The sequence below is a fragment of the Promicromonospora citrea genome, assembly GCF_013004695.1.
GTDB classification, from domain to species: Bacteria; Actinomycetota; Actinomycetes; order Actinomycetales; family Cellulomonadaceae; genus Promicromonospora; species Promicromonospora citrea.
Genome location: NZ_JABEMG010000054.1, coordinates 1 through 22,441, shown reverse-complemented (window position 1 = coordinate 22,441; position 22,441 = coordinate 1). Strand labels below are relative to the sequence as shown.

General features: G+C 74.4%; 24 protein-coding genes. 14 read left to right on the top strand and 10 right to left on the bottom strand.

Features of this window, described 5'->3' with window-relative positions:
• Positions 1 to 24 precede the first annotated feature (24 nt).
• The 3 genes from dapB (at position 25) to HLB15_RS12070 (ending at position 2,754) form a co-directional block, all read left to right on the top strand.
• Positions 25 to 798 carry a 4-hydroxy-tetrahydrodipicolinate reductase gene (dapB, locus tag HLB15_RS12080; protein ID WP_171105959.1) on the top strand — a complete coding sequence of 258 codons (774 nt, stop codon included), beginning with the start codon at positions 25 to 27 and terminating at the stop codon, positions 796 to 798.
• Positions 795 to 1,301, top strand: a complete 507-nt coding sequence (locus tag HLB15_RS12075; RefSeq protein WP_373291078.1) for a tetratricopeptide repeat protein — start codon at positions 795 to 797, stop codon at positions 1,299 to 1,301. Before dapB ends, HLB15_RS12075 begins: the two co-directional genes overlap by 4 nt.
• Positions 1,302 to 1,383: 82 nt before the next feature.
• Positions 1,384 to 2,754: an APC family permease gene (locus HLB15_RS12070; RefSeq protein WP_171105957.1), complete on the top strand. Its 1,371-nt coding sequence runs from the start codon at positions 1,384 to 1,386 to the stop codon at positions 2,752 to 2,754.
• Here the strand turns inward: HLB15_RS12070 and HLB15_RS12065 are convergent.
• From HLB15_RS12065 to HLB15_RS12040, 6 genes are all read right to left on the bottom strand, one after another.
• Positions 2,744 to 4,030, bottom strand: a complete 1,287-nt coding sequence (locus HLB15_RS12065; protein WP_171105956.1) for an MFS transporter — start codon at positions 4,028 to 4,030, stop codon at positions 2,744 to 2,746. The two genes, HLB15_RS12070 and HLB15_RS12065, sit on opposite strands and share 11 nt — an antisense overlap.
• Positions 4,031 to 4,109: 79 nt before the next feature.
• A complete protein-coding gene (locus tag HLB15_RS12060; RefSeq protein ID WP_171105954.1) occupies positions 4,110 to 4,577 on the bottom strand; it encodes a hypothetical protein in 468 nt (155 codons plus the stop codon).
• A 78-nt stretch (positions 4,578 to 4,655) separates the two neighbouring features.
• On the bottom strand, positions 4,656 to 5,159 hold the full coding sequence (locus HLB15_RS12055; protein ID WP_171105952.1) for a GNAT family N-acetyltransferase: 504 nt from the start codon (positions 5,157 to 5,159) through the stop codon (positions 4,656 to 4,658).
• 83 nt (positions 5,160 to 5,242) lie between these two features.
• Positions 5,243 to 5,563 (bottom strand): AzlD domain-containing protein, encoded by a 321-nt coding sequence (locus tag HLB15_RS12050; protein WP_171105949.1) that lies wholly within the window; start codon positions 5,561 to 5,563, stop codon positions 5,243 to 5,245.
• On the bottom strand, positions 5,560 to 6,297 hold the full coding sequence (locus tag HLB15_RS12045; protein ID WP_171105947.1) for an AzlC family ABC transporter permease: 738 nt from the start codon (positions 6,295 to 6,297) through the stop codon (positions 5,560 to 5,562). The genes HLB15_RS12050 and HLB15_RS12045 overlap by 4 nt, the downstream gene beginning before the upstream one ends.
• Before the next feature lie 84 nt (positions 6,298 to 6,381).
• Positions 6,382 to 7,854: an NAD-dependent succinate-semialdehyde dehydrogenase gene (locus HLB15_RS12040; protein ID WP_171105945.1), complete on the bottom strand. Its 1,473-nt coding sequence runs from the start codon at positions 7,852 to 7,854 to the stop codon at positions 6,382 to 6,384.
• 117 nt (positions 7,855 to 7,971) lie between these two features.
• On the opposite strand from HLB15_RS12040, the gene rraA reads away from it, so the two are divergent.
• The 5 genes from rraA (at position 7,972) to HLB15_RS12015 (ending at position 12,558) form a co-directional block, all read left to right on the top strand.
• A complete protein-coding gene (rraA, locus tag HLB15_RS12035; RefSeq protein WP_171105943.1) occupies positions 7,972 to 8,436 on the top strand; it encodes a ribonuclease E activity regulator RraA in 465 nt (154 codons plus the stop codon).
• Positions 8,433 to 8,936 (top strand): AAA family ATPase, encoded by a 504-nt coding sequence (locus HLB15_RS12030; protein ID WP_171105941.1) that lies wholly within the window; start codon positions 8,433 to 8,435, stop codon positions 8,934 to 8,936. Before rraA ends, HLB15_RS12030 begins: the two co-directional genes overlap by 4 nt.
• 74 nt (positions 8,937 to 9,010) lie before the next feature.
• Positions 9,011 to 9,979: a 4-hydroxy-tetrahydrodipicolinate synthase gene (dapA, locus tag HLB15_RS12025; RefSeq protein ID WP_171105939.1), complete on the top strand. Its 969-nt coding sequence runs from the start codon at positions 9,011 to 9,013 to the stop codon at positions 9,977 to 9,979.
• 34 nt (positions 9,980 to 10,013) lie between these two features.
• Positions 10,014 to 11,699 carry a ribonuclease J gene (locus HLB15_RS12020; RefSeq protein ID WP_171105936.1) on the top strand — a complete coding sequence of 562 codons (1,686 nt, stop codon included), beginning with the start codon at positions 10,014 to 10,016 and terminating at the stop codon, positions 11,697 to 11,699.
• 196 nt (positions 11,700 to 11,895) lie between these two features.
• Entirely contained in the window at positions 11,896 to 12,558 is a 663-nt protein-coding gene (locus HLB15_RS12015; RefSeq protein ID WP_171105934.1) for a DUF998 domain-containing protein, read from the top strand.
• A 5-nt stretch (positions 12,559 to 12,563) separates the two neighbouring features.
• Here HLB15_RS12015 and HLB15_RS12010 read toward each other — a convergent pair whose 3' ends face one another.
• The gene (locus HLB15_RS12010; protein WP_171105932.1) at positions 12,564 to 13,151 is read right to left on the bottom strand and encodes a TetR/AcrR family transcriptional regulator; all 588 of its coding nucleotides are present in this window, start codon (positions 13,149 to 13,151) and stop codon (positions 12,564 to 12,566) included.
• 82 nt (positions 13,152 to 13,233) lie between these two features.
• On the opposite strand from HLB15_RS12010, the gene HLB15_RS12005 reads away from it, so the two are divergent.
• Together HLB15_RS12005 and HLB15_RS12000 are read left to right on the top strand one after the other, a co-directional pair.
• Positions 13,234 to 13,656 (top strand): hypothetical protein, encoded by a 423-nt coding sequence (locus tag HLB15_RS12005; protein ID WP_171105930.1) that lies wholly within the window; start codon positions 13,234 to 13,236, stop codon positions 13,654 to 13,656.
• A 122-nt stretch (positions 13,657 to 13,778) separates the two neighbouring features.
• A complete protein-coding gene (locus tag HLB15_RS12000; RefSeq protein WP_229785220.1) occupies positions 13,779 to 16,586 on the top strand; it encodes an FtsK/SpoIIIE family DNA translocase in 2,808 nt (935 codons plus the stop codon).
• A gap of 32 nt (positions 16,587 to 16,618) precedes the next feature.
• Here HLB15_RS12000 and HLB15_RS11995 read toward each other — a convergent pair whose 3' ends face one another.
• Positions 16,619 to 17,890: a CapA family protein gene (locus tag HLB15_RS11995; RefSeq protein ID WP_229785219.1), complete on the bottom strand. Its 1,272-nt coding sequence runs from the start codon at positions 17,888 to 17,890 to the stop codon at positions 16,619 to 16,621.
• 103 nt (positions 17,891 to 17,993) lie between these two features.
• Here HLB15_RS11995 and pgsA point away from each other — a divergent pair, with 103 nt between their 5' ends.
• The 3 genes from pgsA (at position 17,994) to HLB15_RS11980 (ending at position 19,709) form a co-directional block, all read left to right on the top strand.
• Complete coding sequence (gene pgsA, locus HLB15_RS11990) at positions 17,994 to 18,590, top strand: CDP-diacylglycerol--glycerol-3-phosphate 3-phosphatidyltransferase (RefSeq protein WP_171105929.1); 597 nt, start codon at positions 17,994 to 17,996, stop codon at positions 18,588 to 18,590.
• Positions 18,587 to 19,108 carry a CinA family protein gene (locus tag HLB15_RS11985; protein ID WP_171105927.1) on the top strand — a complete coding sequence of 174 codons (522 nt, stop codon included), beginning with the start codon at positions 18,587 to 18,589 and terminating at the stop codon, positions 19,106 to 19,108. Before pgsA ends, HLB15_RS11985 begins: the two co-directional genes overlap by 4 nt.
• Positions 19,109 to 19,355: 247 nt before the next feature.
• Positions 19,356 to 19,709, top strand: a complete 354-nt coding sequence (locus HLB15_RS11980; protein ID WP_171105925.1) for a helix-turn-helix domain-containing protein — start codon at positions 19,356 to 19,358, stop codon at positions 19,707 to 19,709.
• A gap of 125 nt (positions 19,710 to 19,834) precedes the next feature.
• Here HLB15_RS11980 and HLB15_RS11975 read toward each other — a convergent pair whose 3' ends face one another.
• The gene (locus HLB15_RS11975) at positions 19,835 to 20,629 is read right to left on the bottom strand and encodes a DNA-formamidopyrimidine glycosylase family protein (protein ID WP_171105923.1); all 795 of its coding nucleotides are present in this window, start codon (positions 20,627 to 20,629) and stop codon (positions 19,835 to 19,837) included.
• Positions 20,630 to 20,834: 205 nt separating this feature from the next.
• Between HLB15_RS11975 and HLB15_RS11970 the strand changes: the two genes are divergently transcribed.
• Positions 20,835 to 21,569: a DUF998 domain-containing protein gene (locus tag HLB15_RS11970; RefSeq protein WP_171105921.1), complete on the top strand. Its 735-nt coding sequence runs from the start codon at positions 20,835 to 20,837 to the stop codon at positions 21,567 to 21,569.
• On the opposite strand, the gene HLB15_RS11965 is transcribed toward HLB15_RS11970, so the two are convergent.
• The coding region (locus tag HLB15_RS11965; protein WP_446500408.1) for an Lhr family helicase at positions 21,535 to 22,441 on the bottom strand (907 nt) is incomplete at its 5' end. The two genes, HLB15_RS11970 and HLB15_RS11965, sit on opposite strands and share 35 nt — an antisense overlap.

Sequence of the window (22,441 nt, the reverse complement as noted above, 5' to 3'; positions counted from 1 at the left end):
GTCAGCGGGAGCAAGGGGTGGATCGTGAGTGACATCAAGGTGGCCGTGCTCGGGGCGGGCGGCCGCATGGGCACGCAGGCGTGCGCGGCCGTCGAGGCCGCGGACGGCCTCGAGCTGGTCGCCCGGCTGGGGCGCGGCGACGAGGTCTCCGCGGAGACGCTCGCCGGGGCGGACGTCGCGGTGGACTTCACCGTGCCCGCCGTCACCGAGGCCAACGTGCACGCGGTGCTCGACGCCGGGGCGCACGCCGTGGTGGGCACCACCGGCTGGGACGACGCGTCCCGCGGCCGGGTCGCCGCCCACCTGGCCGAGCTGTCCCCGCGCGGGCAGGGCGGCACGGGCGCGCTCGGCGTGCTCATCGCACCGAACTTCGGCCTCTCGGCCGTGCTGGCGATGACGTTCGCGGCCAAGGCCGCGCGCTACTTCGAGTCCGCCGAGGTCGTCGAACTGCACCACCCGAACAAGGTCGACGCGCCGTCCGGCACCGCGCGGCACACCGCCGCGGCGATCGCCGCGGCGCGCGCCGAGGCGGGCCGTGGCCCGTCGCCGGACGCGACCGAGTCGGGCTGGGACGCCCGGGGCGCCGACGTCGACGGCGTGCGGGTGCACGCCGTGCGGCTGCGCGGCCTCGTGGCGCACGAGGAGATCCTGTTCGGCAACGAGGGGGAGCAGCTCGTGATCCGGCAGGACTCGTTCGACCGGGCGTCGTTCATGCCCGGTGTGCTGCTCGCGATCCGCTCGGTGGTCTCGCGCCCGGGGCTGACGGTCGGCCTCGAGCACGTGCTGGACCTGTCGTGAGCGGGTCCGAGGGCGGACCCGGCGCCGCGGGAGCGGACGGCGGCCCGCGGTCGCGCCGCGGGATCCCGCGCGGCCTGCCCGGCGCGCTGGCGGTGACGGCGCTGCTCGCGCTCTACGTCTGGCAGATCGCGGGCCGCGGTCTGGCGATGCTGCGCAGCGGCGAGCCCCTGCTCATCGGCATCGGCGTCGGCGTGCTCGTCATCCCGTTGCTGGTCATCGGGCTCATCGCGCGCGAGTACCGGCTCGCCGCCACCGTCCAGCGGATGGCCGACACCCTCGCGGCCGACGGCGAGCTGCCCGTCGACGACCTGCCGCGCTCGCCGGGCGGCCGCATCGACCGCGCCGCCGCCGACGCGGCGTTCGAGCCCCGGCGGGCCGCGGTCGAGGAGGACCCGGACGACTGGCGCGCCTGGTACAACCTCGCGTTCGCCTACGACGCGGCGGGCGACCGCGGCAGGGCCCGCGCGGCGCTGCGGACGGCGGCCGGCCTGTACCGCCGCTGACGCCGTCCCCCCGGACGGCCGTGACGCGCTCCGGGCCGCCGTTCGTCCTGCGAGCAGCCGCGCCCGGTGCGACGCTCACGTCATGACAGCGACAGCGAACGAGCCGAGCACGCGCCTGAACCGCACCGTCAGCGGCCGGCTCCTCTACCTGTTCATCCTCGGCGACGTGCTCGGCGCCGGCGTCTACGCCCTCGTGGGCGAGCTGGCCGGCGAGGTCGGCGGCGCGGTGTGGCTGCCCCTGCTCGTCGCGCTCGGCCTGGCCCTGCTCACCGCCGGCTCCTACGCCGAGCTCGTCACGAAGTACCCGCGTGCGGGCGGCGCCGCCGTGTTCGCCGAGCGAGCCTTCAAGCAGCCGATCGTCTCCTTCCTCGTCGGCTTCTCCATGCTCGCGGCCGGTGTCACCAGCGCGGCGGGCCTCTCGCTGGCCTTCGCGGGCGACTACTTCGCCGCGTTCGTCGACGCCCCCGACCGCCTCGTCGCGCTGCTCTTCCTCACCGCCGTGGCCCTGCTCAACGCGCGCGGCATCAAGGAGTCGCTCGGCGCGAACGTCGTCATGACGGTGATCGAGGTGGGCGGCCTGGTGCTCATCGTCGTCCTCGCCGCCGTCGTGCTCGGCCGGGGCGACGGCGAGCCGGGCCGGGCCGTGCAGTTCGCCGACGGGGTGACGCCCGCGCTGGCCGTGCTGTCCGCCGCCATCCTCGCGTACTACTCGTTCGTCGGCTTCGAGACCTCCGCCAACGTCGCCGAGGAGGTCAAGGACGTGCGGCGGGTCTACCCGCGGGCGCTGTTCGGTGCGCTGGTCACGGCGGGCGTCGTCTACCTCGCGGTCGGTGTCGCCGCCGTCACGGTGGTGGACCCGGAGACGCTCGCCGGGTCGACCGGCCCGCTGCTCGAGGTCGTCTCGGCGGCCGGCGGCGTGCCGGCGTGGCTGTTCTCCCTCGTCGCGCTCATCGCCGTCGCCAACGGGGCGCTGCTCACCATGATCATGTCCAGCCGCCTCGCCTACGGCATGGCCGAGCAGCGGCTCCTGCCGTCGGTCCTCGACCGCGTGCTGCCGGGCCGCCGCACGCCGTGGGCGGCGATCGTCGCCACGACGCTGGTCGCGATGGTGCTCGTGTTCACGGGCGACCTCGCGGCCCTCGCCGAGACGGTGGTGCTGCTCCTGCTGCTCGTGTTCATCAGCACGAACGTGGCCGTGCTCGTGCTCCGCAAGGACCACGTGGAGCACGAGCACTTCCGCGTCGTGACCGTGGTGCCGTGGCTGGGTGTGGCGAGCTGCGTGCTGCTGCTGAGCCAGCAGTCGGGCGCGACGTGGCTGCGGGCGGGGGCGCTGCTCGCCCTCGGCGCGGTGCTCTACCTGGCGATGCGCCTGGCACGGCGCGGCAACGGCCACACGGGCGGGGACGCCGACGCCGCGCCGCGCGACGACGCGGCGGGCGGCGTCACGCGCTGACCGGCTCGGTGTGTCCGTCCGTGGGCACCCAGCGCGCCAGCACCAGCGCGAAACCCACCACCAGCAGCGCCGCCGTGAGCACGAACGGGTAGGTGCGGTCGATCCCGGACAGCCAGCCGGAGATCCACCCGAACGGCGCCGCGGCGAGCATGATGACCGTGCGCTGGAGCGCCATGACGCGGGACCGTTCGCCCGCGTCGACGTGCAGCGCCACGAGCGACTCCGAGAGCATGAACAGCATGCCCGCGCCGAAGCTGTCGAGCAGCAGGCACAGGCCGAGGAACGCGTACGTCGTGGGCGTCGCGCCGCCGTCGGCCGCCGGGATCGCGACGAGGAGCAGCTGCCCGGCCAGGTACACGCCGAACCCCCACAGCGTCGCCCGCTTGAGGTCCGCCGCGGCGGTCATGAGCGGGATGAGCGTGAAGAAGAAGGTGACCGACAGGATCGAGCGGACCATCGGGAAGAACGGCAGCAGGGCGTCCGGCACGTGCAGGTGCTGGCTGGCGACCACCTGCCAGAACGTGCCGTTGACGAGCGTCACCGCCGCGAACAGCGCCGCGACGGCGAGCGCGAGGAGCGACCCGCGCGAGCGCAGCAGCAGCCCGAGCGCCCCGCGGTAGCCGGCCAGCAGGGTCCAGACGCTCTGGCCGCGCGTGGCGGCCATGCGCACCCTGCCCTGACGCGTCTCGTGCGACCACAGGTAGAGCCACACGATCTTGACCGTCATGACCACGGCCGCGTTGACGTACAGGATGCGGGCGGCCGGCTCCAGCCCGAGCTGGGCGACCAGGACGGCGGCGATCGGCGCGAACAGCGCCGAGCAGTCGGCGGCCACCTTGACCAGCGAGTAGATCCGCGTGAGCTGGTGCCGCTCGGCGTCCTCGACCATGAGGCAGTCCCACGAGTTCTGCGTCACCTGCAGGGCACCGTTGACGAGCGACGCCGCGAGGAAGAACCAGAAGTCCTGCGCCACGGCCCACAGGATGCACGGGATCACCCAGGCGACGACGTCGAACCAGGCGGTCGTGGCGCGCCGGCCGAGACGGTCGGTGATGATGCCGCCCGCCAGGCCGAAGACGACCTGGGAGACCATGCCGACGGTGGCGAGGAAGCCGATCTGGGCGTCGTGCAGGCCCAGGGCCAGCATGTACACCGACGCGTACGGGAGCACGAGGGCCATGGACAGGCCCCACAGGGGCTCGGTCCAGACGCAGGCGCGCGGGTTGCCACGGAGCTCGACAAGCGTCCGCCAGAGGGACGTACGGGTGCTGGCCACGGGCCAAGTGAAGCATCTGTCCACCGCTTCGTGTACATCGTTTTCGCAGTGCGGGCGGCGGGGACGGCGCGGACGTGCGTCAGTCGGTCAGGCTCGTCCAGCAGTAGAGCCCGTGCCCGGCGTCGGCGGCGCGGGTGGCGAGCGCCGCCAGGGGCAGCAGGGCGGCGACGAGGTTCCGGCGGGGCGCCGTCGGGCCGCCGGTGCCGGACCAGGCGCGGGCCGCCTCGACCAGCCGCGCCGGGCCGGCCGAGGCGAGGTCGTCGAGCAGCGGCTGCGCGACGGACACCACCCAGGGGCCCTCCTCGCCGCTGTCGCACACCAGCGCGCCGTGGCGGGGGTGCGCGGTCACCTCGCGGTAGGGGCGCCCCGACAGGACGCCGGCGAGCCCGCCGAGCATGACGAACGGGTCGACGGACGGCAGCACGACGGCGTCGAACCGTGGCTGGTGCGTGCGCAGGTCAGGCTCGCTGGGGCCGCCGGGCACGTCGAGCACCGACGCGGCCGCCTCGTCGGTCGGCGCGGCGAAGTACTCGGTGCGGATCCCCATGCGGCCGATGGTCGCAAGGCCGTGTCACGGGACTGTCACACGGGCGTGAAACCTGATGACGTCGGTGCGGGCGCTCCCTCAGATCTGCGCCGACCAGCGGTGCTCGACGATCTCGCGCGGGCCGGTCGCGAGCGTGCGGGTGCGTCCGTCCTCGCCGAGGCCGCTGGACCCGAGGAACGCGGCGCGGGCGCTGTCGTCGGCGAGCGCCCAGGTCGTGACGGTGTCGGCGCCGTCGGTACGGAGCCGGTCGACGGCGGCCGCGAGCAGCCGTGACCCGTGGCCGGCGCGCTGCGCCCGGGGGAGCACCTCGAGGGACAGCACCTGGCCGGGGGAGACGGCGGCGAAGCCGACGACGTCCGGCCCCTCCAGGGCCACGAAGACGGCGAAGCCGGGGCCCGGCGGCGAGCCGATGGCGTCCGCCCAGCGCTCGCGCATCGCGGGGACGTCGAGGGCCTCGATGACGCCCTCGCCGAGCACGCCGGTGGCGCGCCAGGCGGCGACCTGGACGTCGGTCACCGCGGACTCGTCGCCCGGGACGGCAGGCCGGACGGACACGTCGGCGGTCTCACGGAACAGTGCCATCCGGCAACCCTACCGAGACCTCTGGGGCGGTCGCAGTCCCGCCGTCACGGCTTGCTGTCGCGACCGGCCCGCGCGGTCCCGGGTCAGCCCCAGCCCAGCGCTCGCAGCCCGGCCGCCGTCGCGGCGGCGAGGAAGACGACCACGATGAACGGAGCGCGCAGCGCGAGGGCCAGGGCGGCAACGGCGAGGGCAGGCACCCGCGCGTCGACCACGAGGGCGCGGCCGTCGGCGAAGCCCTGGACGACGACGAGCGAGACGAGCAGCGCGACGGTGACGAGCGTGGTGACGCGCGAGACCCGCTCGGAGGCGAGCCACGAGCGGGGCACGAGGTGGCCGGCGAGCTTGAGCGCGAAGCAGGCCAGCGACGCGACCAGCACGGTGGTCCAGAGGGCTGCTGCGGTCATCGGACGGCCTCCCTGTCAGTGTCGTCGGCGTCGGTGGGCCCGCCCGCCGCCCCGGGGCCGCGCGGTGCGACGAGTCCCACGACGACCGCCACGGCGGCCGCGGCGAGCACGGGGATCCCCGGCGGGACGAACGGCACGAGGGCCGCGGTGGCGACGACGGCGAGCGCGGCGACGAGCTGTGCGCGGCGCGGCGCGAGGCGGGGCCAGACGAGCGCGAGGAACGCCGCGGCGGCGGCCGCGTCGAGGCCCCATGCCCGCGGGTCGCCGAGCGCGTCGCCGGCGAGCGCACCGAGCAGCACGAACGTGTTCCAGAGCACGAAGACGCCCACGCCCGTCACCCAGAACCCCGCCCGCGAGGCGGCGGGCTCGGGCTGGGCGACGGCGACCGCCGTCGACTCGTCGATGGTGAGCTGGGCCGCGGCCAGCCGGCGCCAGCCCCGGACCTCCAGCAGCGGCGACACGACGGCGCCGTAGAGGGTGTTGCGCAGGCCGAGCAGGGTGGCGGTGGCGATCGCGGCGACGGGCGTGCCCGCGGCGCCGACGACGCCGACGAGCGCGAACTGCGACCCGCCGGAGAACATGAGCAGGCTGAGCGCCATGGTGGGCGCGAGGCCCACGCCCGCGGCGACCGACAGCGCGCCGAACGAGACGCCGTACAGGCCCGTGGCCACGGACACGCTCACGCCCTGGCGCACGGCCGCACGCACGGCCGGGGTGCTGGAGGGGACGTTCACGCGGGGAGGTTACGCCGTGCGCGGCGGACGGCGCGGCGGCGTCCCGCCGGGCGGACGCGTGTGCGCCGCGGCGCCCCGTGCGCGCTACAGCGCCACGTACACCGTCTCCTGGTACTCGTCGATGCCGACGTCGCCGCCCTCGCGCCCCAGGCCCGACGCCTTGACGCCGCCGAACGGGGCGCTGGCGTCGGACACGAGGCCGCGGTTGATGCCGATCATGCCGGCCTCGATGTCCTCCATGGCGCGCTGCGCCCGCGCGAGCGACGTCGTGTACGCGTAGGCCGCCAGCCCGTACGGGGTGGAGTTGGCCAGCTCATAGGCCTCGTCGTCGGACCCGAAGCGCACGACCGGGGCGACGGGGCCGAAGATCTCCTCCGTCACGATCGTGGCGTCGGCGCTGACCCCCGTGAGCACGGTCGGCTCGAAGAAGTGCCCCGGCCGGTCGAGGCGCGAGCCGCCGGTGAGGACCTGGGCGCCCTGTGCGACGGCGTCGTCGACGAGCCCCGTGACCTTCTCGACCGCCGCCTCCGAGATGAGCGGGCCCACCTGGGCGCCGGGCTGCGTGCCCGGCGCGGTGACCTGCTCGCCCACGGCCCGCGCGAACCGGTCCGCGAAGTCGCGTGCGACGGAGTCGTGCACGAGGAAGCGGTTGGCCGCGACGCAGGACTGGCCGGAGTTGCGGAGCTTGGCGATCAGGGCGCCCTCGACGGCGGCGTCGAGGTCGGCGTCCGCGAAGACGATGAACGGGGCGTTGCCGCCCAGCTCCATCGAGCTGCGCAGCACGTTGGCCGACGCCTGCGCGAGCAGCGTGCGACCCACACCGGTCGATCCGGTGAAGGAGACCTTGCGCAGTCTCGGGTCCTCGAACAGGGGGCCGGTCACGTCGGCCGCGTGCGTGGTCGGCACCACGTTGACGATGCCTGTCGGCAGACCGCGTTCCTCGGCCTCCGAGCGGACGATCTCGGCGACCAGGAGCGTCGTCAGCGGCGTCAGCTCGGACGGCTTGACCACGACGGTGCACCCGGCGGCCAGCGCCGGCGCGATCTTGCGGGTCGCCATCGCGATGGGGAAGTTCCACGGCGTGATGAGCAGGCTCGGGCCCACGGGCCGGCGGCTCACGTACTGCGTGTTCCCGCCCGACGGCGCCCGGCGCACCAGACCGTCGGCGCGCACCGCCTCCTCGGCGAACCAGCGCAGGAACTCGGCGCCGTAGACCACCTCGGCACGTGCCTCGGCCAGCGGCTTGCCCGCCTCAGCGGTGATGAGGGCCCCGATGTCGTCGGCGCGCGCGACCAGGCGCGCGTACACGGCGCGCAGCAGCTCGGAGCGCTCGCGGGGCGGCACGGCTCGCCAGGCGGGAGCGGCGGCGTGCGCGGCGTCGAGAGCGCGGAGGGCGTCGGCGGGTGTCGCGTCGGCCACGTCGAAGATTCCCTGGCCGGTGGCCGGGTCGGCGACCTCGAACGTGGACCGGTCCGCCGCGGGGCCCCAGTGCCCGTCGACGAGGAGGCCGGTGGGCAGGTGCGCCACGAGGGCGGGGGAGAGCGTCGTCGCCGTCATAGTTCCGAGTATCCACGGGGGCGCAAGGTGCACGCGACCGGCCCTCGCGGGAGAACGGTGCGACCGGGTATCGTCGCGGCCACGCCCAGGAGCAACCGTGCGATACGGAGGATCACGATGACCGCGACGGCCGACCTCTACGACGAGCACGGCGAGGTGCTCGCGTCCCTCGCCGTCCAGCTCCGGGACCTCGGGGGCGTACGTGCCTTCTCCGGACCGGTGCGCACCGTGCGCTGCCACGAGGACAACGGCCTGGTCAAGGCCGTGACGCAGACCCCGGGTGAGGGCGCCGTCCTCGTCGTCGACGGCGGCGGCTCGCTGCGCAGCGCCCTCATGGGCGACCTCATCGCCGCGGCGGCGGTCGAGAACGGCTGGGCCGGGGCGATCGTCCACGGCGCGATCCGCGACTCGGCGGCGATCGGCCGGCTGCCGCTGGGCGTCAAGGCGCTCGGCACCAACCCGCGCAAGTCGGCCAAGACGGGGGCGGGCGTGCTCGACGAGCCGGTCGAGATCGGCGGCGTCGTGTTCCGGCCGGGCGCCATGGTGTACGCCGACGAGGACGGCGTCCTCGTCGAGCGGTGACCGACCTCGTCCTGCTGAACGGGCTGCCGGGCGTCGGGAAGTCGACCGTCGCGGCGGTCTGGGCTGCCCGGCGCCCGGGAACGCTGTGCCTCGACATGGACGTGGTCCGGACCCTGGTCAGCGGCCCGGCGGGGGAGACGGCGGGGCTCGCGCGCGCCCTCGGGCTCGCCATGGCGGCCGAGCACCTGCGCGGCGGGCGCGACGTCGTCGTGCCGCAGCTGGTGGCGCGGACCGACCAGGTGCGCCGCCTCACCGACGTCGCGCAGGACGCCGGCGCGCGCCTGGTCCACGTGGTGCTCGAGGCGCCTCCGGAGGTCGTCGCGGAGCGCGTGCGGGCCGACGCGGCGGCCCACCGGGCGGACCTCGACCCCGCGCGGACGGCCGCCTACGCCGCGGGCCTCGCGTCCGTGGCGCGGCTGCCCGGCGTCCTGCGGCTGGGCGCCGTCGACGTCACGGACACCGTCGACGCGCTGGGACGGCTGCTCGCCGAGGGGCCCTGACCGGGACCGGTCCAGGGCATCGGGAGGGCTGTGGACAACGCGGTGAACCGGGCGGTAAACGGTACGGTAGTGCCATGGTTCTTCCCACCGGCCCCGCGCGCCCGTTCGGCGCGGTCCTGACCGCCATGGTCACCCCGATGACGCCCGACGGCGTCGTGGACCTCGAGGCGGCGGCCAAGCTGGCGAAGAAGCTGGTCGACGACGGCAACGACGGCCTCGTCCTGTCCGGCACCACCGGTGAGTCGCCGGTCACGCACACGCCCGAGAAGGAGGAGCTCGTCGCCGCCGTCGTGGAGGCGGTGGGCGACCGCGCCGCCGTCGTGGCGGGCGCGGGCTCGAACGACACGGTGCACGCGATCCGCATGGCCGAGCAGGCCGCGGAGGCCGGCGCCGACGGCCTGCTGGTCGTGTCCCCCTACTACTCGCGGCCCAGCCAGGAAGGGCTGTACCAGCACTTCCTGGCGGTCGCCGACGCGACGGACCTGCCCGTCATGCTCTACGACGTGCCGGGGCGCACCGTGGTGCGCATCTCCCGGGACACCTACCTGCGCCTCGCGCAGCACCCGCGCATCGTCGCGACCAAGGACGCGACGGGCGACGTGTACGCGGCGAGCAAGCTGCTCGCGGAGACGGGCCTCGCCTGGTACTCGGGCGACGACGGCATGCTGCTGCCCTTCCTCAGCGTGGGCGGCGCGGGCATCGTCTCCGTCGCGGCCCATGCGGTGGGCGCGCAGTTCGCCGAGGTGGTCCGCCGGTTCGACGCCGGCGACCTGGCCGGCGCCGTCGAGGTCTTCCGCGGCACCACCGGCGTCATCGACGCGCTCAACGGCACCGGTGCCCAGGCCGTCATGGCCAAGGCCGCCGTCGAGCTGCTCGGCGTCACCACCAACCGCTTCCTGCGCCTGCCGAACGTCGCGGCGTCGGACGACGAGGTCGTCGCCGTGCGCGCCGCGCTCGTCGACGCGGGGCTCCTGACGCCGCAGGGCGCACCCCTGCCCGCCGTGAGCGAGCTCGCCGAGGCGAGCGCCGCCGTCGGGCACTGATACTTCACTGTTGGAACGAGGCCTTGGAGGCCACGTGAGTCATCCTCACCCCGAACTGTCCCTCCCCCCTGCGCTGCCCGAGAACGGGCTCCGCGTGGTCGCCCTCGGCGGCCTGGGCGAGGTGGGACGCAACATGGCGGTGCTCGAGCACCGCGGCAAGCTGCTGGTCATCGACTGCGGCGTCCTCTTCCCCGAGGACAACCAGCCCGGCGTGGACCTGATCCTGCCGGACTTCGACTACATCAAGGACCGTCTCGACGACGTCGAGGCGATCGTGCTCACGCACGGCCACGAGGACCACATCGGCGCCGTGCCGTACCTGCTGCGGCTGCGCGGGGACATCCCGCTGGTCGGCTCGCGGCTGACGCTCGCCTTCATCGAGGCGAAGCTCAAGGAGCACCGCATCAAGCCGTACACCCTCGAGGTCAAGGAGGGCCAGCGGGAGCAGCTCGGCGTGTTCGACTGCGAGTTCGTCGCGGTCAACCACTCGATCCCCGACGCGCTCGCCGTCGCGGTCACCACCGCCGCGGGCACCGTGCTGCACACGGGCGACTTCAAGATGGACCAGCTGCCGCTCGACGGCCGCATCACCGACCTGCGCGCCTTCGCCCGCCTCGGCGAGAAGGGCGTCGACCTGTTCATGGTCGACTCGACCAACGCGGAGGTGCCGGGCTTCGTCACGCCGGAGGCCGAGATCGGCCCCGTGCTCGACAACGTCTTCGCGCACGCCGACAAGCGGATCATCGTCGCATCGTTCTCCTCGCACGTGCACCGCGTGCAGCAGGTGCTGGGCGCCGCGCACGCCCACGGCCGCCGCGTCGCGCTCGTGGGGCGCTCCATGGTGCGCAACATGGGCATCGCGGCCGACCTCGGCTACCTCGACGTGCCCCCGGGCGTGCTCATCGACCTGAAGAAGGCCGACTCGGTGCCCGACGACCAGATCGTCTACATGTCGACGGGCTCGCAGGGCGAGCCGATGGCCGCGCTGTCGCGCATGGCCAACGGCGACCACAAGGTCCAGGTCGGCTTCGGCGACACCGTGATCCTCGCCTCGTCGCTCATCCCGGGCAACGAGAACGCCGTCTTCCGCATCATCAACGGTCTGACCCGCCTCGGCGCGCGCGTCGTGCACAGCGGCAACGCCAAGGTGCACGTCTCCGGACACGCCTCGGCCGGTGAGCTCATGTACTGCTACAACATCCTCAAGCCGCGCAACGTCATGCCGGTGCACGGCGAGGTGCGCCACCTCGTGGCCAACGGGGCGCTCGCGGTCAAGACCGGCGTGCCGGCCGACCGCGTGGTCCTCGCCGAGGACGGCGTGGTCGTCGACCTCGTCGACGGCAAGGCGTCCGTCGTGGGCGCCGTGCCGTGCGGCTACGTGTACGTCGACGGCTCGTCCGTGGGCGAGATCACCGACGCGGAGCTTAAGGACCGCGTGATCCTGGGCGAGGAGGGCTTCGTGTCCGTCTTCGCCGTGATCGACACGGCGACGGGCAAGGTGCTCGCGCCGCCGCAGGTGCTGGCCCGGGGCCTCGCCGAGGACGCGTCGGTGTTCGACAAGGTGCTCCCGGAGGTGTCCTCCGCGCTCGAGAACGCCATCGCGGGCGGCGCGACGGACACCCACCAGCTCCAGCAGATCATGCGCCGCACCATCGGCCGGTTCGTGGCCACGCGGCTGCGCCGCAAGCCGATGATCGTGCCGGTGGTCGTCGAGGCCTGACCTCGGTCCGGCCGCCCGCGCCACGCCCCGTCTCCCTGCGAGGGAGGCGGGGCGCCGTCGTTCGCCGGGCCCGGCGCCCGTCGCGGCCCGATCCCGCCGCCGCTCAGTTTCCGGGCTCTGCGTCGTCCATTCCCCAGGGACGCCCGGCACCCGGTCGGCGCGAGGCCGCAGAGGCGGCGAGACGAGTGAGGACGAGATGACGCAGCGCACGGGGTTCGACACGGCGGCCGCCGTCACGCGGTCGATGCTCGGCTGGGGCGTGGTGGCTGGACCGTTCTACCTTGTGGTCGGACTGGTCCTGGCCCTGACGCGGGAGGGGTTCGACCTCGCCCGCCACCCGCTGAGCGCCCTCATGCTCGGCGAGGGCGGGTGGATGCAGGTGGTGAACCTGGGCCTGAGCGGGCTCATGGTCCTCGTCGCCGGAGTCGGTACGGTCCGGGCCGGCGCACGGGGGACCGGCATCGGCGTCGCGACCTACGGTGTCGGGATGGTGGCGGGTGCGGTCTTCCGGCCCGACCCGCTGTCCGGCTTCCCGCCCGGGCAGGACGGCGCGACCGTGCCGAGCGCGTCGGGGATCCTGCACCTGGCCTCCGGCGGTGTCGGTCTCGTCGCGGTCGCGGTGGCCGCGATCCTGTTCGGCGGGTGGCTCGCGCGGCGGGGCGAGCGCGGGCGCGCCGCCTGGTCGCGCGTCGCGGGCGCCGTGGTCCTCGGGGGCTTCCTCGGCGGCGTCGCCCTCGGTCCCGCGGGGATGGCGGGCCTGTGGCTCGCCGTGGTGGTCGGCTTCGCCTGGCTGCTCGTGGCCTCCGTGCGGGTGTACCGCGAGGTGCCGCACCCGGACGGCGCGCGCTCGGCCGCGTAGGCAGGTCAGCCGGCCAGCAGCGCCTCGGCCACCGTGGCGCCCGCCTGCGTGAACGCCTCGGCCCGGGTGGCCTCGTCGCCCGGCAGCAGCCCGGCGAGCTCGAGCGACACCAGTCCGTGCACCAGGCCCCACAGCCCGACGGCAGCGGCCAGCACGCGGTCGTCGGGGGCGCCGTCGAGCACGCGCGCGACCGCGGCGTGCAGCACGCGGAAAGTGGGTTGCTCGACGGCCCGCGCCGGGTCACCGCCCGACGGGGCGACGCCCCGGTGGAACATGACCCGGAAGTAGTGGGGGTCGGCCAGGGCGAAGCGCCGGTAGGCCCGGCCGAGCGCGCGCAGGTCCTCGACCGGGTCGGCGCCCCGGCCCGCGGCCGCGAGCTCGTGCGCGAACCGACGGAACCCCTCGTCGCTCACCGCCTCGACCAGCGCCTCGCGCGAGCCGAAGAGCGCGTAGACGGCCGACGCGCTGGTCCCCGCGTCGGCAGCGACCTTGCGGACGGTCACGGCGGTCTCGCCGTCCGACGAGATGACGCGCGAGGTGACCTCGAGCAGTCGGGTGCGCAGGGCGTCGTCGTGCAGTCGGGGACGGGCCATACCGCGAGTCTAAGCACCTTGACGCGGGTTGACGAACGATGTTTGATAACACCGTTCGTAAACCTCGACCCCAGGAGGAACCGTGCTCGAGCTCTCCGACCCCGCCCGCGTCACGGCGGGCATCGTGCTGCTGACCGTCGTCGGGATCGAGTCGGGCGGCTTCTTCCTCGTGCGGGTGTTCGCCGGCGCGCTCGGCGAGCGCGTGGCTGCCACCGACCTGCAGAAGAGCTTCTTCCGCGCGGGCCACGCCCATGCGGGCGTGCTGGTGGTCCTCGGCCTGGTCTGCCTGCTGCTCGCCGAGGCGACGACCCTGACCGGGTTCCTGCGCTGGCTCGCCGGCACGGGCGTGCTGTGCGCGGCGATCCTGCTGCCCGCCGGGTTCTTCTTCTCCGCCATGGGGCAGGGGCGCACGACGCCGAACCGCGCGGTCGTGCTGCTGCCCGTCGGTGCGGTCGTCCTCGCGGCCGGCGTGGTCACTCTCGGGCTGGGTCTGCTCCTGTCCTGACCGGAAAGTCCGCGGCGCACCAGCGGCGATCAGTCACCACATACCGGACACGGGCCCGGTCCAGGACACACCGCGAGGGGTTCCCGGGCCGGGCCGTCGTGCGCGGTTACCGTGGCGGCATCATGGCGACCCGCACGTCGGCCCGGCGAGGCTCCGGGAAGGGAACGGGGCAGGGCGCGAAGAGCGCCAGGCCCAAGACCGCAGCGTCGAAGCGATCGACCCAGCGCCGGGGGGCTGCCCGCCCGGCGCAGAAGGCTGCGTCGGTGCCGTCCCGCCCGCCGTGGCCGGTCCGCGCCGTGCGCGGCGTCTGGATGGGCATGGCCCACGCCGTGGGCGGGGCCGCGCGGGCCGCCGGTCCGCGCCCGGTGCAGGACACCGACGAGAGCGCGCAGGGCGCCAGAGGGCAGGCCAGAGGGCAGGGAGGACAGGAACTGGAACCGGACCACCGGCGCGACGGCGTCGGCTTCGCGTTGCTCGCCGTCGCGGTCATCGTCGCGGCGCGCGAGTGGTGGGGCATCGACGGGGCGTTCGGCGACGGCGTGCACGCGGTCGTCGCGGGCACGTTCGGCATCGCGGGCGTGGCCCTGCCGGTGCTGCTGGTCTGGCTCGCCGTGCGCGTCATGCGCCACCCCGAGCGGTCCCAGCAGAACGGGCGCGTGGCCATCGGCCTGAGCTTCCTCGTGGTCGCCACGTGCTCCCTGGTGCACATCAGCGCGGACCTGCCCTCGCCCGCCGACGGCTTCGCACCGGTGCAGGACGCCGGCGGCGTCATCGGCTTCCTCTTCGCGACACCGGTGGTCACCGGCCTGACCCAGTGGTTCGCCATCCCGCTGTACGTGCTGGCCGGCTTCTTCGGCGTGCTCATCGTGACGGCGACCCCGGTGCACCGCATCCCGGCACGCCTGCGTGGTCTCTACGACCGGCTCACGGGCAACCACCGCGACGCGGGGGCCGACGGCGAGGACGGCCTCCCCCTCGCCGAGGGCGTGTCCGCGCACGACGGCAAGCCCGCGCCGAAGCGGCGCAAGCGGCGCACCAAGCAGGAGATCGCCGCCGAGAAGGAGCGGCTCGCGGGCTTCGTGGGCGACGAGGCCTTCGAGAAGGCCGCCGAGGTCGAGGCTGCCGAGCGCGCCGCGAAGGCCGGCAAGGCCACGACGCAGCGGATCCCGACGCACGAGTCGGCGGGCAAGGTCACGGGCGCCCCGGCCATCGGCCCCGGCGTCCTCGGCCCGGACGGCGAGCCCGCCGCTCCCGCTGACGGCCCGCGCCCGCCGCAGGCGAGCAGCCCCGTGCCGCGCGGCGTGCAGCCCATGCTCGAGGGCGACACCGTCTACCTGCTGCCGGACGAGGAGCTCCTGGTCCAGGGCCCGCCGCACAAGGCGCGGTCGGCCGCGAACGACCGCGTGGTCGAGTCGCTGACCGGGGTGTTCGAGCAGTTCGGCGTCGACGCCAAGGTCACGGGCTTCACGCGCGGACCGACCGTCACGCGCTACGAGGTCGAGGTGGGGGCCAAGACCAAGGTCGAGCGCATCACGTCCCTGTCCAACAACATCGCCTACGCCGTGGCGAGCGCGGACGTGCGCATCCTCTCGCCGATCCCGGGCAAGTCCGCGATCGGCATCGAGATCCCGAACTCCGACCGCGAGACGGTCGTGCTCGGCGACGTGCTGCGCTCGAGCGCGGCTCGGCGCACCGAGCACCCGATGGTCATGGGCGTGGGCAAGGACGTCGAGGGCGGCTACGTCGTGGCCAACCTCGCGAAGATGCCGCACATCCTGGTCGCCGGCGCCACCGGCGCGGGCAAGTCGAGCTTCATCAACTCGATGATCACCTCGATCCTCATGCGGTCGACGCCCGAGCAGGTGCGCCTCATCCTCGTGGACCCCAAGCGCGTCGAGCTCACGATCTACGAGGGCATCCCGCACCTCATCACGCCGATCATCACCAACCCGAAGAAGGCGGCGGAGGCCCTCGACTGGGTCGTGCGCGAGATGGACGCCCGGTACGACGACCTGGCGGCCTTCGGCTTCAAGCACATCGACGACTTCAACGCGGCCGTCCGCGCGGGCAAGGTCAAGCCGCTGCCCGGCTCCGAGCGCAAGATCGCGCCCTACCCGTACCTGCTGGTCGTGGTCGACGAGCTCGCCGACCTCATGATGGTCGCCCCGCGCGACGTCGAGGCCTCCATCCAGCGCATCACGCAGCTCGCGCGCGCGGCCGGCATCCACCTCGTGCTGGCCACCCAGCGTCCGTCCGTCGACGTCGTCACCGGGCTCATCAAGGCGAACGTGCCGTCACGGCTCGCGTTCGCGACGTCGTCGCTGGCCGACTCGCGCGTCGTGCTCGACCAGCCCGGCGCCGAGAAGCTCATCGGACAGGGTGACGCGCTCTTCCTGCCCATGGGCGCGGCCAAGCCGATGCGCGTGCAGGGCGCCTGGGTCACCGAGTCCGAGGTGCACGAGGTCGTCGAGCACGTCAAGAACCAGCTCAAGCCCGTCTACCGCGAGGACGTCACCGCGCCCGCCGCGGCGAAGAAGCAGATCGACGAGGACATCGGTGACGACCTCGACCTGCTGCTGCAGGCGGCGGAGCTCGTGGTCACCACGCAGTTCGGCTCGACGTCCATGCTGCAGCGCAAGCTCCGCGTCGGCTTCGCCAAGGCAGGTCGCCTCATGGACCTCCTGGAGTCCCGCGAGATCGTGGGTCCCTCGGAGGGGTCGAAGGCGCGCGACGTCCTCGTGACGCCTGACGACCTGCCTGCCGCGCTCGCCCTCATCCGTGGGGAGCAGCCGCCCCCCGTCTTCGACCAGGCGGCCGGCGGCGACGGCGACGCGGGCGGCGACCCGTACGCGGACGGCACCGACGGCCACCTGCCGCCGGCCGCCGCCGAGTACCACGACGACGCCGACGCGGTGCGCCAGGTGCCCTGACAGCGATCCCGCGGCGCCCGGCCGGGCCGGGCTCAGAGGGTGCGCGGGACGACGCGCGGCTCGGGCTCGCCCGAGGGGAGCGGCGGCTCGCGCAGCTCGTCCACCGCGTCGCCGACGGCGTCCTGCGCGATCGCCAGGCGCTGCTCGAGGTCACCGGCCGACAGCGTGCCCTGGTCCGGGTGGGCGATCGCCTCGCGCGTACCGCGCAGACGGTGGCCCGCGGCCAGGTCGACCGTGGTGGCCGCCCACCGCACGCCGGTCACGCGCGCCGGCTTGCCCGGCCGCTGCACGACGTCGGCGACCATCATCAGCCCGGCGGTCGTGGCCAGGACGCAGCAGTCCGGGCCCTGGTTCGAGAGCAGGTTGCCGAGGCCGTAGGCGACCCACATGCCCTTCCGGCCCGGGCCGCCCTCGAGCCGCGTGATCGGCTGCGGCACGTGGGCGTGGTGCCCGATCACCAGGTCCACCTGCCGGGAGCCGGCCAGGGCCTCGGTGACCTCCTGCTGGTGGGGTGTCGGCTCGGTGACGTACTCGTACCCGTCGTGCAGGCTCACGACCACGAGGTCGGCGCCGGCGGCCCGCGCCTCCTTCGCCTGCCGGACGATCCGGTCGGTGTCGATGAGGTCGACCGACCACTCGCCCTCCGGCGGCTCGAACCCGTTGAGGCCGTAGGTGGCCGCGAGGTGGGCGACCGTGACCGTGCGGTCCTCCCGCGTCAGCTCGTAGAGCTGCGGCGCGAGGGACTCCTCGCGGTCGCGCGCGGTGCCCACGTGGCCCATGCCCGCGGCGTCGAGGGCGTCGAGCGCGGCGGCCAGCCCGTCGAAACCGGCGTCGGCGGCGTGGTTGGACGCCGTCGAGCAGCCGTCCCAGCCCTGCTCGCCCAGGTCCCGGACAACCTCGTGGGGCGCGCGGAACACCGGGTACCCCGAGGGGGTGACGCCGGGCGGCGCGACGGGCACCTCGAGGTGGCACAGTGCGAGGTCGGCGGCCTCCACCCAGGGGTCGATGCCCGCCAGCAGCGGCGAGTACTCGAACCCGTCAGCCGTCCGGGCCGACTCGTTCACCGGCCCGTGCGGGAGCACGTCGCCCGCCGCGAGCAGCGTGAACCGCACGTCCTGGGGCGTCGGTGACGGGCTCGGGGACGGCGAGGGGCTCGTGCTCGCGGACGGCTCGGCCGCGCTGCTCGGACCGGGATCGATGGTGCAGCCCGTGGTGCCGACGGCCAGCGTGCAGGCGAGGACGAGCGGGAGGAGCCGGAAGGACGGCAGGGACACGGGGAGCCGCCTGGTGCGGGCTGAGGTCACGTCCGGATGGTAGGCGAGCGGGCCGGGTCCGGCGACCAAAGGCGTGGTGCGGGCGGTCCGGTGGGCGGTCGGTGGGCGCCCCGTGCGCGGTTAGGCTTGAGGAATGGTCACCGACCCCCCGTCGCCCTGGAACATCGCGAACATCGTGACGATGATCCGTATCGCCATGGTCCCGTTCTTCGCCTGGGCGCTGCTCGCGCAGGGCGGTGACGACGTCACCTGGCGGCTCGTGGCGACGGCGATCTTCGTGGTCGCGGCCGCCTCGGACAAGGTGGACGGGTATCTCGCCCGCTCGCGCGGTCTCATCACCGACCTGGGCAAGCTGCTCGACCCGATCGCCGACAAGCTCCTCGTGGGCGCGGCCCTGGTGCTGCTCTGGATCCCCCTGGGCGAGCTGCCGTGGTGGATCCCCGTGGTGATCCTGGCGCGCGAGCTGGGCATCACCTTCATGCGCATGGGGATGCTCAAGTACGCCGTCATGCCGGCGTCGCGGGGCGGCAAGCTCAAGACCGTGCTGCAGAGCGTGGCCATCCCGCTGTTCCTGCTGCCGCGCGAGGGGCTCGGGCTCGACTGGCTCACCGTGGTCGCCTGGGTGGTGCTCGTGGCGGCCTTCGCCGTGACGGTCGTGACCGGCGTCGACTACGTCTACCAGGGCTGGCGGATCCGTCGTGACGCCCGGGCGCGCACGGCGAGCGCATGACCGCGCGTGACCTCCTCGCCGCGGCGGCGGCGCGGGGGTGGACCATCGGGGTCGCCGAGTCGCTCACCGGCGGGCGCGTGACGGCGGCCCTCGTGGCCGTGCCGGGCGCCTCGCGGGTGGTACGCGGCGGCGTCGTCGCCTACGCGACGGACCTCAAGGCGCGGCTGCTCGGGGTCGACGCGGACCTCCTGGCCGAGCGCGGCGCGGTGGACGAGGCGGTCGCGGCTCAGATGGCCTCGGGCGTCCGGTCCGCGACAGGTGCGGACGTGGGGCTCGCCACGACGGGCGTCGCCGGTCCCGACCCGCAGGACGGGCAGCCGCCGGGAGTGGTGTTCGTCGCGGCGAGCACCCCCGTCGTCACCGAGGTGCACCGGCTCGACCTGACCGGGGACCGGCCCGCAGTGATCGAGGGGGCGGTCCGCGGCGTCCTCGAGCTGGCGTCCGCGCTCGTCAGCGAGCCCCGGGGTGAAAATTTCGACACGCCGAGGAGCGACCTCCGCGAAGTTACAGACAAGTGAAACTTCTTGGCTTAATCTTGCACAGGGCTTGACGAACCGCCCCTTCGGGAACAAGGCTCGTCACCACGACGTTGGTTCCGGTGTGATCACGAACAGGCCGACCACCCGGAGCCGGCGCAAGAACTCCATGAGCACGGGGTACGGTAGAACGACCTCGGCTCAGGGAGGACGCACCACACGCACGACGCGTCCGGTCCCCGGAGGGCAGGGCGTGAGGACAGTGACAGGCACCGAGAGGGGGCGCGAGATGGTCGTACTACGGCGAGAGATCGGAGACGTGCTGCGTGACACGCGGCAGCGTCAGGGGCGCACCCTGCGGGAGGTCTCGTCGGCGGCACGTGTGTCGCTGGGGTACCTCAGCGAGGTGGAGCGAGGGCAGAAGGAGGCGTCGTCCGAGCTTCTCGGCTCCATCTGCGAGGCGCTCGACGTGCCGCTGTCCTTGGTGCTGCGTGAGGTGAGCGACCGCGTGGCGGTCGCCGAGGGTTTCCAGATCCCCGACACCATCCCGGCGGACTTCGTCGCCGGGCTCCTGGCTCGGGGAGGCGACCGGACCGCAGCGCGGCGGGAGGTCGCGCCGTCGGACCTCGCGCCCGTCGGCTGAGCTGGCGGGAGCGGACAGGGCAGCAGCGAGCCAGAGCCTGGGCGGGATCCTCTGCGGAGGGTCCCGCCCAGGCCTGTGTGCGCGTGCGGGCGGTCGCGCCGGTGCTCCTTGCGCCGGGGCGGCCGTCAGGAGACGGGGTGCTGGCACACGGGGCACCAGAACACGGGTCGCTCGTAGGGCTTCTCGTTGGCGACGCCCTCCTCGACGGGGTTGCCGCAGCGGTGGCAGGGCCGCCCCGCGCGCCCGTGCACGTGCAGCTCGACCCCGCCCAGGCCGCGTGCCCGCCCCACGGCGACGGCGCGCTCCATGAGCCGGCGGGCGGTGCGCAGCAGGTCGTACCGCTGCTCCTCGGTCAGGCCGCCCGCGGGCGCCCACGGCCACAGCCGCCGGGCGAACAGGGACTCGGCCATCCAGATCGTGCCGAGGCCCGCCACGGTCCGCTGGTCCAGCAGGACGGCGCACAGCGGGCGCGCCGGGTCGCGGACCATCCGCGTCGCGGCGTCGGGCAGACCTGTGCGGGGGAAGTCGGGGCCCAGGACGTCCGGGCCGAGCCCCGCGAGGACCCGCTGCTCGTCGTGGGTGCGCACCAGGTCGAGCATGCCGAGGTGCCAGCCGGTCGCGGTCCACGCGTCGGTGGCCAGCACGGCGCGGATGGCGGGGTGCCGGGCGGCGGCCTCGCGTGAGCCGGTGCGATGGATGCGCCAGTAGCCGTCCATGCGCAGGTGCGTGTGCAGGGTGCGGCCGTCGTCCAGCCGGGTGAGCAGGTGCTTGCCGTACGCGGCGGTCTCCAGCGCGGTGGCGCCGGTGAGCCGGGCCGCCCCGGCGCTGGGCCACCGCAGCTCGGCACGCACCAGCGGCAGGCCCCGCAGGGCGGCGGTCAGGCGTTCGGCGGTGAGACGCAGGACGTCGCCCTCCGGCACGGATGCTCCCCTCGTCGTGGGCCTCCAGCGTAGTGGGACCCTGCGCGGGTGATGTCGATGAGCGGACATATCACCCCGATAACGACATGCGCCGGGAAGAACCGCGGAATTCCGCCGTTCCGGGGGTTGACCCCCGGGAACTTCAGGGTGGGGTCGGGGGGAAACCCGATGGATTCCCGTCCCGCGGTCGGACAGGCTATGCCTCATGACCGTGAACGTCGCTGACCTGGAGCGGCACCCCGAGGATCCGACCGCACCCCTGACCACCCGCAGCACGCGCACGGTCGGCTGGTTCGGTGCCACGGCGCTCCTGCCGATGGTCGCGGCGCACGTGGTGGGCGCGTCCGTCGTCGACCCGGTGCTCGACCCCATCAGCTGGTACGCGTTCGTCCCCGGCGGGGGCGAGCTCATCCTGGCCGGCGGACTGATCCTCGCGGCGCTCGGCCTGCTGCTCACGGTCCGCATGTACCGGGCCGGCCTCGCGGCGGGGCCGGTCCCCGCCGCCGCCATGGTGGTCTTCGCGGTGGCGATGGTGCTCGTCGGTGCGTTCCCGACCGACCCGCCCGACTCCGCCACCGTGTCGATGTCCGCGCTGATCCACCGGGTCAGCGCCGCGACGGCGTTCTGTGTGCTCCCGATGGTCGGCCTCAGCCTCGAGCGCTCGATCCGTCAGCCTCGCTCGGCGCTCCCGCAGGGCCTGCGGGCCGCGGCCCGGGCGCTGGGCACCGTGGTCGCCCTCTTCCTCGTGGTGCACCTGTCGCTCGTCTTCTTCGCCGACTCCGGGATCTTCGCCTTCGGCCTCATCGAGCGCATCGGCTTCGTCATCATGATCGGCTTCCTGTTCCTGCTCGGCGCCACGATCGACCGGGAGGGCCCCGCCGAGGACCCCGGCCCGCTGCTCGCGCTCAGCGTGCGGCGATCCGCAGGCCTCGCGGAGTGATCGCGAACCCGGCCTCGACGAGTGCCCGCGCCGCCGGCTGACGGCGCGCGGCCTCCAGGGCACCCTCGCCGTCGACCCGCTGGACCGTGAGGCGGCCGAGCCGGCCCTCGCGGACGGTGCGGGCCAGGGCGGCGGCGGCCCCCGCGAGGCGGGCAGGGTTCTCGGTGAACGAGAGCACCGTGCGCCCGCCGCGTTCCACGAACAGCGTCAGGTCGCCGTGCGTGAGCACCACGACGGCGCCCGCCTTGCGCCCCGGCCGGTGGGTGGTGGCCCGTTCGCCCGGGCCGCCGTCCTGGGCTCCTCCCCGGGTTCCGTCGTCCGCCCCGTCGCGCGCGGCCCCCTGGGCCGGGCCCGCCGGCCACGCGAGGGCCGCCCCGTACGGGTTGGCCGGGTCCATCGCGGCGAGCACGACCGTCCCGGTCGTCGCGGTGCCGGTCGGTCCTGTGCCGGTCGGTCCTGAGCCGTTCCGTCCCCGTCCGCTCGTCCCCGGGACCGAGACGCTGCCGTGGGGGCCGGCGTCGGACCGCGCCCGCTCGACGGTCTCGAGCTCCGCCTCGACCAGCCGGGTTCTGTCCTGCGCGTCCACGCGCAGGCGGTCCACGGCACCGGGCAGCGCGAACTGCGACCCGCCCAGGTGCTCGACGAAGTACCCGCGGCGCACCGCGCCGCGCTCCTCGAGACCCGACAGCACGCGGTAGACGTCGCGATAGCCCGCGCCGACGCCCTCGGCCGCCGCCCCGGACCGGGTGAGCACACCGTGCCGCTCGAGCAGCACCTGCGTCAGCGCGTGGGCGCGCACCGTCGGGTCGGTCTCGCGCGCCGGCAGCGCGGCCCAGCGGCCCCCGCCGCCCGGCACCGCCGTGGCCGTGCGC

Coding starts and splice junctions, on each gene's coding strand:
- HLB15_RS11980 (WP_171105925.1), top strand. CDS start 19,356: ATGGTCGTACTACGGCGAGAGATCGGAGACGTGCTGCGTGACACGCGG.
- rraA (WP_171105943.1), top strand. CDS start 7,972: ATGACCGCGACGGCCGACCTCTACGACGAGCACGGCGAGGTGCTCGCG.
- HLB15_RS12070 (WP_171105957.1), top strand. CDS start 1,384: ATGACAGCGACAGCGAACGAGCCGAGCACGCGCCTGAACCGCACCGTC.
- HLB15_RS11970 (WP_171105921.1), top strand. CDS start 20,835: ATGACCGTGAACGTCGCTGACCTGGAGCGGCACCCCGAGGATCCGACC.
- HLB15_RS12060 (WP_171105954.1), bottom strand. CDS start 4,577: ATGGGGATCCGCACCGAGTACTTCGCCGCGCCGACCGACGAGGCGGCC.
- HLB15_RS12000 (WP_229785220.1), top strand. CDS start 13,779: ATGGCGACCCGCACGTCGGCCCGGCGAGGCTCCGGGAAGGGAACGGGG.
- HLB15_RS12010 (WP_171105932.1), bottom strand. CDS start 13,151: ATGGCCCGTCCCCGACTGCACGACGACGCCCTGCGCACCCGACTGCTC.
- HLB15_RS11985 (WP_171105927.1), top strand. CDS start 18,587: ATGACCGCGCGTGACCTCCTCGCCGCGGCGGCGGCGCGGGGGTGGACC.
- HLB15_RS12050 (WP_171105949.1), bottom strand. CDS start 5,563: ATGACCGCAGCAGCCCTCTGGACCACCGTGCTGGTCGCGTCGCTGGCC.
- HLB15_RS12015 (WP_171105934.1), top strand. CDS start 11,896: ATGACGCAGCGCACGGGGTTCGACACGGCGGCCGCCGTCACGCGGTCG.
- pgsA (WP_171105929.1), top strand. CDS start 17,994: ATGGTCACCGACCCCCCGTCGCCCTGGAACATCGCGAACATCGTGACG.
- HLB15_RS12040 (WP_171105945.1), bottom strand. CDS start 7,854: ATGACGGCGACGACGCTCTCCCCCGCCCTCGTGGCGCACCTGCCCACC.
- HLB15_RS12055 (WP_171105952.1), bottom strand. CDS start 5,159: ATGGCACTGTTCCGTGAGACCGCCGACGTGTCCGTCCGGCCTGCCGTC.
- dapA (WP_171105939.1), top strand. CDS start 9,011: ATGGTTCTTCCCACCGGCCCCGCGCGCCCGTTCGGCGCGGTCCTGACC.